At 35.4% G+C, this 11,984-nt stretch carries 17 protein-coding genes and 1 tRNA gene; 8 read left to right on the forward strand and 10 right to left on the reverse strand.

Going from position 1 to position 11,984, the window contains the following annotated elements; genetic code table 11:
- From rsmH to bshC, 3 genes are all read right to left on the reverse strand, one after another.
- Positions 1–936 (reverse strand): 16S rRNA (cytosine(1402)-N(4))-methyltransferase RsmH, encoded by a 936-nt coding sequence (rsmH, locus tag HMPREF2846_RS11310; protein WP_023015776.1) that lies wholly within the window; start codon positions 934–936, stop codon positions 1–3.
- Positions 937–950: 14 nt separating this feature from the next.
- Positions 951–1,382 carry a division/cell wall cluster transcriptional repressor MraZ gene (mraZ, locus tag HMPREF2846_RS11315; protein ID WP_002480588.1) on the reverse strand — a complete coding sequence of 144 codons (432 nt, stop codon included), beginning with the start codon at positions 1,380–1,382 and terminating at the stop codon, positions 951–953.
- A gap of 143 nt (positions 1,383–1,525) precedes the next feature.
- Positions 1,526–3,139 carry a bacillithiol biosynthesis cysteine-adding enzyme BshC gene (gene bshC, locus HMPREF2846_RS11320; protein ID WP_070626668.1) on the reverse strand — a complete coding sequence of 538 codons (1,614 nt, stop codon included), beginning with the start codon at positions 3,137–3,139 and terminating at the stop codon, positions 1,526–1,528.
- A 148-nt stretch (positions 3,140–3,287) separates the two neighbouring features.
- On the opposite strand from bshC, the gene HMPREF2846_RS11325 reads away from it, so the two are divergent.
- Entirely contained in the window at positions 3,288–3,734 is a 447-nt protein-coding gene (locus tag HMPREF2846_RS11325; RefSeq protein ID WP_002480586.1) for an N-acetyltransferase, read from the forward strand.
- 90 nt (positions 3,735–3,824) lie between these two features.
- Here HMPREF2846_RS11325 and HMPREF2846_RS11330 read toward each other — a convergent pair whose 3' ends face one another.
- Positions 3,825–4,505, reverse strand: a complete 681-nt coding sequence (locus tag HMPREF2846_RS11330; RefSeq protein ID WP_070626669.1) for a YjjG family noncanonical pyrimidine nucleotidase — start codon at positions 4,503–4,505, stop codon at positions 3,825–3,827.
- 185 nt (positions 4,506–4,690) lie between these two features.
- Here HMPREF2846_RS11330 and HMPREF2846_RS11335 point away from each other — a divergent pair, with 185 nt between their 5' ends.
- The 3 genes from HMPREF2846_RS11335 (at position 4,691) to HMPREF2846_RS14810 (ending at position 6,487) form a co-directional block, all read left to right on the forward strand.
- Positions 4,691–5,590, forward strand: coding sequence for a hypothetical protein (locus tag HMPREF2846_RS11335; RefSeq protein ID WP_070626670.1), 900 nt, complete (start codon positions 4,691–4,693; stop codon positions 5,588–5,590).
- A 134-nt stretch (positions 5,591–5,724) separates the two neighbouring features.
- Positions 5,725–5,904 carry a hypothetical protein gene (locus HMPREF2846_RS11340; RefSeq protein ID WP_002480583.1) on the forward strand — a complete coding sequence of 60 codons (180 nt, stop codon included), beginning with the start codon at positions 5,725–5,727 and terminating at the stop codon, positions 5,902–5,904.
- A 79-nt stretch (positions 5,905–5,983) separates the two neighbouring features.
- Positions 5,984–6,487, forward strand: a complete 504-nt coding sequence (locus tag HMPREF2846_RS14810) for a hypothetical protein (protein WP_023015780.1) — start codon at positions 5,984–5,986, stop codon at positions 6,485–6,487.
- A gap of 40 nt (positions 6,488–6,527) precedes the next feature.
- On the opposite strand, the gene HMPREF2846_RS11350 is transcribed toward HMPREF2846_RS14810, so the two are convergent.
- Positions 6,528–6,601 (reverse strand) — tRNA-Arg (locus HMPREF2846_RS11350).
- Between the two features lie 314 nt (positions 6,602–6,915).
- On the opposite strand from HMPREF2846_RS11350, the gene HMPREF2846_RS11355 reads away from it, so the two are divergent.
- The 3 genes from HMPREF2846_RS11355 to HMPREF2846_RS11365 all read left to right on the forward strand — a co-directional run bounded on the left by HMPREF2846_RS11355 (position 6,916) and on the right by HMPREF2846_RS11365 (position 8,293).
- The gene (locus tag HMPREF2846_RS11355) at positions 6,916–7,050 is read left to right on the forward strand and encodes a beta-class phenol-soluble modulin (protein WP_002480580.1); all 135 of its coding nucleotides are present in this window, start codon (positions 6,916–6,918) and stop codon (positions 7,048–7,050) included.
- 166 nt (positions 7,051–7,216) lie between these two features.
- Entirely contained in the window at positions 7,217–7,879 is a 663-nt protein-coding gene (locus tag HMPREF2846_RS11360) for a 3'-5' exonuclease (RefSeq protein WP_070626671.1), read from the forward strand.
- 15 nt (positions 7,880–7,894) lie between these two features.
- The gene (locus tag HMPREF2846_RS11365) at positions 7,895–8,293 is read left to right on the forward strand and encodes a YkvA family protein (RefSeq protein ID WP_070626672.1); all 399 of its coding nucleotides are present in this window, start codon (positions 7,895–7,897) and stop codon (positions 8,291–8,293) included.
- An 86-nt stretch (positions 8,294–8,379) separates the two neighbouring features.
- On the opposite strand, the gene HMPREF2846_RS11370 is transcribed toward HMPREF2846_RS11365, so the two are convergent.
- Positions 8,380–8,823 carry a VOC family protein gene (locus HMPREF2846_RS11370; RefSeq protein WP_023015783.1) on the reverse strand — a complete coding sequence of 148 codons (444 nt, stop codon included), beginning with the start codon at positions 8,821–8,823 and terminating at the stop codon, positions 8,380–8,382.
- A 119-nt stretch (positions 8,824–8,942) separates the two neighbouring features.
- Between HMPREF2846_RS11370 and HMPREF2846_RS11375 the strand changes: the two genes are divergently transcribed.
- Entirely contained in the window at positions 8,943–9,317 is a 375-nt protein-coding gene (locus HMPREF2846_RS11375) for a VOC family protein (protein WP_023015784.1), read from the forward strand.
- Between the two features lie 68 nt (positions 9,318–9,385).
- Here HMPREF2846_RS11375 and HMPREF2846_RS11380 read toward each other — a convergent pair whose 3' ends face one another.
- The 4 genes from HMPREF2846_RS11380 to HMPREF2846_RS11395 all read right to left on the reverse strand — a co-directional run bounded on the left by HMPREF2846_RS11380 (position 9,386) and on the right by HMPREF2846_RS11395 (position 11,928).
- Positions 9,386–9,895 carry a YfcE family phosphodiesterase gene (locus tag HMPREF2846_RS11380; protein WP_070626673.1) on the reverse strand — a complete coding sequence of 170 codons (510 nt, stop codon included), beginning with the start codon at positions 9,893–9,895 and terminating at the stop codon, positions 9,386–9,388.
- Positions 9,892–10,479 (reverse strand): XTP/dITP diphosphatase, encoded by a 588-nt coding sequence (locus tag HMPREF2846_RS11385; RefSeq protein WP_002480574.1) that lies wholly within the window; start codon positions 10,477–10,479, stop codon positions 9,892–9,894. Before HMPREF2846_RS11385 ends, HMPREF2846_RS11380 begins: the two co-directional genes overlap by 4 nt.
- A gap of 16 nt (positions 10,480–10,495) precedes the next feature.
- Positions 10,496–11,296 (reverse strand): glutamate racemase, encoded by an 801-nt coding sequence (racE, locus tag HMPREF2846_RS11390; protein WP_002480573.1) that lies wholly within the window; start codon positions 11,294–11,296, stop codon positions 10,496–10,498.
- Between the two features lie 113 nt (positions 11,297–11,409).
- Entirely contained in the window at positions 11,410–11,928 is a 519-nt protein-coding gene (locus HMPREF2846_RS11395; protein ID WP_060803923.1) for a GNAT family N-acetyltransferase, read from the reverse strand.
- Positions 11,929–11,984 lie beyond the last annotated feature (56 nt).

The following is an 11,984-nucleotide window of genomic DNA, read 5'->3' on the forward strand; positions in this document are numbered from 1 at the left end:
TCATTTTAAAATCTCTGCTACACGCAATTTCGCACTGCGAGCGCGGTTATTTTCTGCTAAATCATCATCGGTTGCTGTAATCGGTTTGCGGTTAACACGTTTTAGTTTCGGTGTATATTCCTCTGGAATAATAGGTAAACCACGGGGAACTTCAGGGCCTTTTTCATATTCTTGGAAGATTTGTTTGCATAAACGGTCTTCCAACGAATGGAAAGTAATCACTGAAATGCGTCCGTGTACTTTGACTCTTTCAATTGCTTGCTCTAATGAGTCCTCGAAAGCTTTCAATTCATCATTTACAGCAATTCTGATAGCTTGGAAGACACGCTTCGCAGGATGCCCGCCTTTACGTCTTGCTTTAGCAGGAATACCTTCTTTAATAACGTCAACCAGCTGTAAAGTTGTTTCAATGGGTTCATGTTCTCTTGTTTTTTCAATTCTTCTGGCAATCTGTTTAGAGAATTTCTCTTCACCATAACGATAGAAGATTCTGACTAAACTTTCATAAGGCCAGTCATTCACAACTTCATAAGCTGATAAAGGTTGTGTCTGGTCCATACGCATATCTAATCTAGCATCTTGGTGATAACTGAATCCTCGCTCCGGCACGTCTAACTGTGGGCTTGAAACGCCTAAGTCATAATAAATGCCGTCTACTTTGTCAATGTTCAAATCATCAAGGATTTGATTGATTTCTCTGAAATTACTGTGCACAAAAGTGACACGATCTAAGTGGTCCTTTAAGACCTCTTTCGCATTTTCAATTGCTGTCATATCTTGGTCTATCGCAATCAAATGTCCTTTGTCATTGAGTTGATTTAATAAATAAAGGGCATGGCCTGCTCCACCAAGTGTACAGTCTACATACACACCATCTTCTTTTATATTTAATTCGTCAATGGTTTCTTTTAACATGACACTTACGTGATGAAACACTTTCATTCCTCCATTTAAAAATCAAAGTCTATCAAATCTTCAGCGATATCTTCGAAACTGTCTTCAGATTCTTCATAGAAAGCGTTCCATGTAGATCTGTCCCAAATTTCGATGCGGCTAGAAACACCGATCACTGTACATTCCTTAGTTAAATTAGCGTACTCCCTTAAATTTTTAGGGATATTAATACGCCCTTGTTTATCAAGTTCCACTTCAACAGCACCTGAGAAGAACATACGCATAAACTTACGTGCGTCTCGTTTTGTCATCGGTAATGACTTCATTTTCTCCTCAATATTCTGCCATTCTTCCATAGTGTAACCGAACAAACATTTATCAAGGCCTCTGGTAATAATAAAACGTTCATTCAATTCGTATCTGAATTTAGATGGTACAATCATGCGTCCTTTTGCGTCTAATTGGTGTTCGTACTCACCCATGAACATTTATATCACCTCACCTTATTTATAATTTACCACAACTCACCACTATCCTCCACTATTTATGTGAACATATCGAAAAAAATTCATTTTTAGCATAAAAATAGCCCGTGCTCAAGACTGCGAGCACGGGCTAAACCCTTGATTCCCTAAGGTTTGATAATAATTTGATTTAAAGTGTAACGAAGTGGTGGATAGGTGGAGGGACTGAACACATCCATCCCAAAATCATTCATAATTTGTAGCGCATTCCAGATTCTTTCTTGAAGACCGCCCATTGGGTGGAGAGCATCGTTAATTTCTCTAAAATGTTTCATGCTGATCGCATTTTCCCTCTCGATATTATGGAAATAACGTTTTCTAAGATAATCATACTGCGTATGATGAATTTGATTATTTTTAATCACTAAATTCTTATTATCTTCATTATCTTTTACTTCAGCTAATAACTGCTTATAGACTTCTTGCTGATTCTCTTGAAGCGCGTCTAATTGTTCTAGGAAATTATCAGATGCATGCGCTCTGATAAACTTATCTTTCTCATCATCAATACCATTGGTAATCACATCTTCAGTATTAATTTCATAGCGATTCAATAGTTTTTCAACGCGTGGTGTTAAATAAGTTATTTTCATACGTGGCAAGACAATCGGCATGTCTACATCTAAGACATCAAATGCACCTTTTAATTCTGCCCAGTATTTAATTTCACTTGGACCGCCGATAAAGCTGAGCGTATTGAACAACCACTCTTCCATAATCGGTCGTGTCACCACGTTGTTTGAAAAACGTTCAGGTTCTTGTTCTAAGATTTCAAGTAATTCCGCTTCTGTATACCCAGTTTGAGACTTACTTGTATAGAACTTATCATCTTCAAAAGTCAATAATTGACGCATGTCTTCTTCATGTAAGAATAGATGCACATTCGTGTCAGTTTGAATCATCTGACTGAACCCTGCTTCTACTGTACGTGCTTGTTGTTGTCTAAAGGCATTATCTACCGCTCCATGTTGTTTCAACATTTCTTTTAATATCGGTTGTTCAAGCTGACGCAATTTCGGATCTTGCGCATCAATGAATAGTACACCGTAATCTTTGAAGACTGTGTGTAATAACGCTTTGAAAATATCCGTCCACGTTTCATATTTTTGAATTAGAGACAACATTGTCTCATGCAGTACTTTCGTATGTTCTGTTTCTTGAAGCTGCCCCATAAATTGATCTAATGCTTCAATTAGTGCTTCCTTATCAGGCGTATAGCGTGAAACGTTACTTTCAGGCGGTGTCATAGTATGATACTTTACCTTCTGCAACATCGCTTTTTTTGGATTAAAGACATACGTGTGATTCACTTCATCAAAGTCGTGGTCCTCTCCGGCTATCCAAAAGACCGGCACTACTTCTTTTTGATATTCATCTTCTACTTGAAGACTTAAATTAACAATCGATAATATTTTATGAAAAGTATACAGCGGTCCCCCGAACAACCCTGCTTGTTGTCCACCGATGACTACTTTAGCTCCTCGACTTAATTTATCAATACTCTCTCTTTGTTGATCAGATAAATCTAAATCTGACATATATTCACCAATAATAGAAGCTAATGCTTTCTCCCTGCCGTTGCTTGGCTTGTTTAAAGCTTCTTTAAAGCTTTCAGGAGACATCGCATCATATTGGTAAAATGAATTAAGCACTGAATCGCTTGATTTTAATTTTGTCAGAAACTGATCATTCTCATTGATATTTGCGGTTAAACAATCCATACACTTTTCTCCTTAACTACTGTGTTTTCTCAATCATAGTATAATGTCTATTTCTATATAACACAATTTAACGGCTTATCGTATTCAATGCGTGTAAGCGCTATTTAATATATAATATACTTAAGAAAACAAAAGGGGGAGAAATAAAATGGGCAACATAAAACACTTAGATATTAACTATAAGACGGATGAATTGTTTGAGAACTTTAGAGAAACAAGTAATCCTAACCTCGCCTTTATTGATGAATTTGCGGGTGAAATGATTGACGCAAGTTCAGAATCACCATTTTACGGCATTTTTGTCGGGGAGAAAATTGCAGCGAGAATGGCGTTATATGAAAATGGCGAAGTTGAAGAACAATACTTCCCTGACTACGATCATTACTTAGTATTATGGAAACTAGAAGTATTACCTAATTATCAATCAAGAGGACTGGGCACAGAATTAGTAAACTTTGCGAAAGAAAAACACTTACCAATTAAAGCTATCGCAAGAAACCAATCTAAAGATTTCTTTATCAGACATGGTTTCAAAGATGTCGAAGCAAAGAACCCAGAAGGTTATGATGTATTGATTTGGGAACCAGGCCACTAAGATACACAAACAACATTGGCATTTAATAAAAATCACTATTAAAACATAAAAATACGGCCTTGCATGTGGTGATGCAAGGCCGTATTTCTATTATAAAATCGATTTGATTTCATTTAAGTTTTTAATTTCATAGTCTGGCTGAATCTGCGTTGTATTTTCTTTACCTCTATAGTTAAACCAGCATGTCGCAACACCTGCATTAATACCACCTTGGATATCAGATGTTAGCGAATCACCGATAATCAATGTACGCTCACGATCCGCATCTATACGGTCAAATACATAATCAAAGAATTCCGGCATCGGTTTTTGGAAACCTGTCACTTCTGAAATAAAAATATCATTAATCATCGATTCAAGCGGTGTTTGGGTCAGTCTGCGTAATTGCGTATCTTCAACACCATTCGTCACGATATAAAGCTTCGCATGATCTGCCATATATTGAATGGCATCTAAAGTATCGGGAAAATACTTTACCAGTGCTGTCGCAAGACCATCACGGAACATCACATCCGCTTCATGTCCATTTACCTGCATCCCAAAACGATCAAAATAATTAATAAAACGCTCAGTCAGCACTTCTTCTTTTGTTAACTTATTCTCTTGAAACGCTTCCCAATGCGCTTGATTCACTTCTTTAAATAACGCTAAATTTTGATATGTCGGATCAAGTTGATATTCTTTGGCTAAATGAAAGAATGCTTGGTCTTCTGCATCATGAAAGTCCACAATCGTATCATCAAAATCTAACAGTATCGTTTCATACTTCATTGTTTCACCCCCATTATTCCTCATGGTAGTTGAATTTATAATATCTTGCAATAGCACTATACGTCTCTTACAAGATTTAAGCAATTAACCCATCCAACATTTAATTGTGAAACTATATTTTGTTAGATATACTAAAGAATATAAACAAATATCAATCACCTATTTGGGTATGGGAGGATAAAAATATGACCTTCACCGCGACTACCTTTTTAACTTTATGGCTGCTATTCACTCTTGTCTTTATTATCTTTTTATTCTTTACATTAAACGCTTTAGGTAAACAAGCTCGATACAAATTCAAATTGACTATTACATTGAGTTCTTTATTGTTAGGTCTCATTTGTTTTGTGGGTATTTTCACGGATCAATCACTCTACAAAAACATCAATACAAAGTTTTCTTTCAAAGATAAACTGTCCTTCTTAGACAAAAGAGATAAACCAAAACCTGCACCTCAACCAAAACAAGACACAAGTCAAAATCAAGATACAGAACACCACTATTCTCGTGATGAGATAAAATCTAAAGGATACGAATATGAACATGACTATTTCCCGGTCGATTTTAAACCTACAACCGCTTCAGGCAAAACGATCAAATCAAAAGCTGAAGCATTAAAAGTAGGCCAAGACATTGAGCCTGGATATTACCGTATTACTCCTACCGGCAAATCGTCGTCTGGAATTATCACAATGAAAAACCCTTTTGATAAGGAAGCAGAGAGTCAATTCCTTTCAAAAACTTCTGGCCCCTCTTCATTTACAACGTATCTTGTCGAAGGTCACACGCTCGTATTGAATGAAAAAGAAAAAGCAAATCACACTGAATATATCGTCGCACCAGAAAAACATAAGATGCGCACAAGTCTCACACCTAGTACTTATATCGTCGGTACCGATGTTAAACCTGGTAAGTATAAAATCAAATCAGATAACAGCGGGAACTTTATCGTCACAAGCAGCAAAAAAGATGGTCCTAAATATAATGAAATCTTAAAAAAGAACTTCACCAAGTCTGTTTCACTCGATAAAGGAGACATTATTTATATTAAAGGACGTCCTATAGTGAAACTCTCACCCCAATAGCTCATTTGCCTATCGTTTATACCTGGCATATAATTAAGTTCGCATGTATTTAAATCACCCTTAGACTATAATCAATAGATTAAGGGTAAATACATTATAAGAGATGTATTAATGTTTAAAGGGAGTTGAATTCAATGAATCCACGTTTAAAACGCGCGTATCAGTCATACATTGAGAAGTTTGGTGAACAACCACCAAAACCTTATATGAGTACTTTAAGTGAATACGAACAAGAAGAAGTCATCAACCAACGTATCAGAACAAACACAAAATTTTCTGATGATAAGTACTATAAAAAAATACCAGTGAGATAAATTCGATCTATTAAAAAGATGTACCTTAGTTGGTGCATCTTTTTTTAAAATATACTCATATCAATTAGGAGGTATTAAGATGGAACAATTAGGATTTCGAGAAAGCTTCATTGAAGGAAGCATTCTTGCAGAACTTGATAAAAAACAGAAAAAACAATGGAAAGAATTGAGTATTGAAGATAAGCGCCACTTTATAAAGCTTTACAAGGAAATCTTTAAATTTAATAAAGAAAAGTTTTATCAAGACTTGGAACATATATTTCAAGAAAGAGGAATTTTAGGTGAGGAAAAGACACCAGAACAAATACAACATGATAAATTGATTGATTTCTTTAGAACACAAGGTATACCTAATCCAACCGAAACAACAATAGAAGCATTTAAGTTCCAACAAATTTTCGCTAATTTCGATAACTTCTATCATGTAATGGGACAATTCACTTTCAATATAGAGAAACAAGCACAATTTAACTACTACATGTCTCAACAAAAGCAAAATTTTATACACATCGCGCAAAGAGACAAGATAATCAAACAAAATGATGAAATCATAGAATTACTTAAAAAAATTGCTGATAAATAAGAAAAAACCCATAACCACAAAGGTTACAGGCTTTAAGTGACGTCCTGGGAGGGATTCGAACCCCCGACCGATGGCTTAGAAGGCCATTGCTCTATCCAGCTGAGCTACCAGGACATAATTTTTTAACACAAGAATTATTATATCTAATTAAAGTATTTAAATCAATACCATTCATAATAATTTCTGTTATGATTTTTCACTTTAGAAGTTGTATTGCACTTATCATGACAAGTATATCACTTTTCTCAAGTAGAGAACAGTTAGGAATGCCTAAGTGTCAAGAATCTGTCAGATATACCACGGGTATGCATAGAACATTGTGAGTTAAGGAATTTAGCCCAATTAGATAAAAGATGATTGTATAGTAGAGATATCAAAGGTTGGTATTCCACTTAACCTTAAACAATACAAATATTGAGGTGACAATCATGGAAGGTTTATTCAACGCAATCCAAGCTACAATTGAAGCAGCTCAAAACGGCCAAAACTTAGAATTAGGTAAAAACATCGTAGACATCATCACAAACGGTGCTAGCATTGTAAGTAAACTCTTTGGTATCTAATATAAAGCCAAACATTCACCATATTGTTTTAGCGAGAAGATCTAATAAGGTCTTCTCTTTTTTGTGTTCGAATTTATGGATTACTTTTCTCACGACCTTAATCTAAGCACCCTCCTACTATTTTATTGTAAAATAGTTATACACTTTAACTGATGGAGGTGGCGATGTGGATCAAGAAGAAGAATTGAAACGTTTAAAAACAGAAAATGAATTACTTGTCATGAAATTAAGACTTAAAGAAAAGTATATTAAAGAATTAGAAGCTGAATTAAAACAACGCAAAAGATTGCCGATTCATTATATAAAATCACAAACACTTGCGGACCACTTTGTCACACTCAAAATTGAAACAACCGGTTTAAGCTCTGATTTTCATGATGCTTTTCAAATCGCACTCGTCGAATTTAAAAATGGTCAAATGATAAACCAATATATGAAATACTTTCGACCTACACGCTTATTAACAAGAAAAGTGATACAAATGACAGGTGTTACGAATGAGTTCTTAGAAGACAAAGATTTTATTGAAAAAGAAGATATAGAAGCCATTCGTACATTTATTGGAGATAAACAAATCGTAGCACATGCGGCAACTTTCTCTATGAAATTCCTATTACGTTATTTCGACGACTTTAATATAGATATGCCTGAATATACTGTGCTAGATACACTCCCTCTTGCGAGAAAGTTAGTGAAAGATACACCTAATCATAAATTCGACACTTTAAAGACATACTTTAACTTAGAAAACTATGAACCTGAAGATGCTTTAACCGATGCGATAGTAACAGGTCAACTTGCTTTGAAGCTAAATAAACTAAAACAATAAAGAGAGACTACATTTATGAATATCAATTTCTTACCTGCTTTGAAATCATTTGTCGCTAAAATGAACCAAGAATTGCTAGTACTCTATTTATCATCGAAGGATCAACGCACACCAATGACCGTTAAAATACTTGCAGTCTGTATCGTTGCTTATGCATTAAGTCCGATTGATTTGATTCCTGATTTCATCCCTGTTTTAGGTTATCTAGATGATATTATTATTGTGCCATTAGGTATTGCCTTGTGCTTAAAATTAATACCTGAACCTATTCTTCAAGATAATCGTCGAAAAGCATCTAAACTCAATAAAAATATCCTTTCACAAAATTGGTATGCGGGTGTTTTGATTATCATCTTGTGGATAATCGTTATAAGTGTGATTGGTTATTTTATTCTCAAAAACTTTTTCTGGTAATTATCATACCTTTAACAAAAATAAGCATCCATGTCGGTTTTATTAAGACATGGATGCTTATTTCAGCTTTTATCTATTATTTTCTTTTATTGTTTTGAATGATCTTGTCCGTGCAACATCCAACGTACATTATATTTATCTGTAAATGAACCCATTTTACCGCCCCAGAATTGTTCTGCTAGTGGCATATCTACATGTACAGATTCATCATCTTTTACTTTGTCATATAAAGCTTCTACACGTTTTGCATCCGCTTCATCATTAATATCATAATCAATTAATAAAGAAATACCTTCGTTGATTTGAACATCTTTACCGAACGCATCAGATGCGTATAATGTCACACCTGCAATTGTAAATTCAGAATGCATTGTTTTATTGTCCGCTTCTTCTTCACTCACACCAAAGTTTTCAGCTTGTGATGGATCAACAGCTAAACGTTGAATATCAGTTGCGCCAAAAACCTCTTCATAATATTTTAATGCCTCTTTAGTATTGTTAAACGCTAAATATGGATATAATTGAGTCATAATCAATCCCCTTTTTATTTAATGTACTGCATTCTAATCATACCTTTTATTTGTAGTTTCAAACAACAAATAAGCGGGGATATGATGATAAGTTAAAAAAAGAAACTCGAGGTGTTAAAATGATTCAACGTTTAGACGAAGTCATGCTATATGTGAATGATCAAGAAACAGCCAAAGCTTTTTGGACAGAAAAATTAGGTTTCACTGTTTCATCCGATACAGAACAACATGGTATGCGTACCATTGTACTGCGACCATCAAGTGACGCACAAACAGCCATTGTCCTCCACAACAAACAAAAGATACAATCATTAGATTTAGGCATTAGTACAGAAACACCTTCTTTAATGTTTGCGACAGATGATATTGAACAACTCTATCAAGATTATCAAGACAAAGACATCACAGTCGGTGATTTAGTCGACATGCCTCAAGGCAGAGTCTTCAACTTTGCGGATGATGAAAATAATTATTTCGCAGTCAAACAAATCTAATAAAAAAGATGCTGGAGGATGTAAATTTTCACCCTTCAGCATCATTATTTTTAGTTATTTTTTCAATTTTAACCGTTTACTTTAAATTCAACTGTTTCAATAATGTCATGATTTCTATTTCTGAAATTCAATGTGACATTTTGACTGTCTACTAAAAGTTCAGCATAAGTTTCTTCCATCATACTTCTTGATTGTGAAATACTGCCTGGATTAATCACATGTACCCCTTCTATTTCTTCATAACGAGCAATATGTGTATGTCCATAAAAGGCTAACTGACAATTTTCTTCTTTGGCTTTTTCAGCTAGAAGTTGACGTGTCGTATTCACTCTGTATAAATGTCCATGTGTATAGAAAACACGCAAACCTTCATCACTGATGACATTTTCATTTGGAAACTCTGGATAGAAATCACAGTTACCTTTAACACGATGGTATAAACTTAATTCTGTATCATCATATTGGAACTCTGAATCACCTAAATGCAACGCAACATCAACTTGGTCATAGTGGTTCACCACTTCAAATAAAATACCAGACTCTGTGTGGTTGTCACTTACAATAATCCAACGTCTCAAATTTGATCACCCTTTAAATAAGCTTTTAATTTATCAATTGCTTGACGTCTATGGCTGATTTCACCTTTTTCTTGATCCGTTAATTGTGCCATTGTTTTATGCATTCTTGGTACATAGAATATCGGATCATAACCGAAACCATGTTCACCTAATTTTTCCATTGTAATTACACCGCTGACTGTGCCTTCAAATGTCACAGTTTCTTCGCCTGGTGCACTCATGCTGATGACACAAACGAATTCTGCCGTACGGTGGCGGCTGTTACCTTTTAATTTCTCTAATAACTTTTCAATATTCGCATTATCATCTTTATCTTCTCCAGCATAACGCGCTGAATAAATACCAGGTTCCCCATTTAGCGCATCCACTGTTAAGCCACTGTCGTCTGCGATGACACGTTTGCCTAACGCTTTAGCTGCTGCCTCAGATTTTAATTTTGCATTTTCTTCAAATGTTGTCCCTGTTTCTTCGACATCAAAGTCTGAAATTAATTCACTGATACCAATCACATTGTATTCAGGAAAGATGACTTTAAAGTCGTTGATTTTTCCTTTGTTGTTTGTCGCAATTACTAAATCTTCCATGTCCTTCACCTCAATATTAATCCACTTTCACATGTGTTACTTCAACATTATCTATTTTTAACCATTGTCCAATGATGTATTGGATATGTTTTGTATCCCCTGTCGCAAAGAAGCGATGTTTCGGATGTGGGGTATAATGCGCATGTTCATGACTGAACGTCAATAACGCACTGACCTCACGTGCTGTTTCTAAACCAGATGATATCACAGTTTTATTACCACCGAAATAATCATAAATCGGTTGGAAGAGTAACGGATAATGCGTACATCCTAAAATTACCGTATCAGCATCATTATTTCTATATTGTTTTAACGTCTGATGAATCACAATATTTGTTGCGACGGGATCATGATAACGCATTTGTTCCACTAAAGGTACAAAATCCGGACATGCAACTCCTGTGACTTCAACATGCGGATTAATCGCTTGTATATGTTTTGTATAAGCTTCTGATTTAATTGTCCCTTCAGTACCCAACACCATTACTTTATTATTTTGTGTCGTCATAATCGCAGTACGTGAACCAGGTTCAATTACACCAATTACCGGAATCGGTAATAAGGCTTTCAACGTATCTAATGCGACAGCCGTTGCGGTATTACATGCGATAACCAGCATTTTAATATCATATTCCATTAATTTATTCGCAAGCTGTACCGTGAAATCACATACTTGCTTGCCATCTCTTGGTCCATATGGACATCTGGCACTATCACCAAGATAATAGATCGTTTCATTTGGCAGCTGACGTATTATTTCTTTGGCTACAGTGAGGCCGCCGACTCCTGAGTCAATTACTCCGATGGGTTTATTCATGTCTTTTTCATCCTCACACTAAAGCATTCTTAGACTATATTTTATCATAACCCTGAATTAGATTGCATGAATGGTTATTTGGTTTCACGAGACAAAATGTAGACGAAAACGCTTTAAAGATTAAAAGCTTCAGAATAATGTACCTCTCCACTCATATTCATTAGCACATTTTCCTTCAATTCCAAAATCATTAAATAAGGTTCCATCTCTTTCATTGGTCCAAAAATATGATAAGCCGCAGCCAGTTCAAACCCGAACTTCTGATAATAAGTTGGGTCACCTAAAACTACAACTGATTGATAACCTAGTTGTCTTGCGGTTTCTAATGCTGTTTCAACCAACTTCGTTCCTACGCCTTGTCTTTGATAATTCGGCGCTACACTTAATGGTGCAAGCGCTAATGACGGCGTTTCAAACCCAATAGTAATCTTAGACATCATAATATGACCGATAATCTCCTCTTGTTCTGATAGAGCGACCAAAGAGAGTTCAGGTACATAAGCGGTACTTTTTCTTAAACGTTGGACTAATAGATGTTCCGTCTGATCACTCATCTCAACAGTATCAAAAGCTGCTTGAATCAATCGTTCTATAGCTTGTTCATCATTTGATTGTTCTGTTCTGATTTTCATCTTCGACTTCCTTTCTTCCACTAAAAAAGAGGCAAGGAGTCGCACTCCTGCCTCTT

Source organism: Staphylococcus sp. HMSC056G08 (assembly GCF_001812305.1).
Classification (GTDB): Bacteria; Bacillota; Bacilli; order Staphylococcales; family Staphylococcaceae; genus Staphylococcus; species Staphylococcus simulans.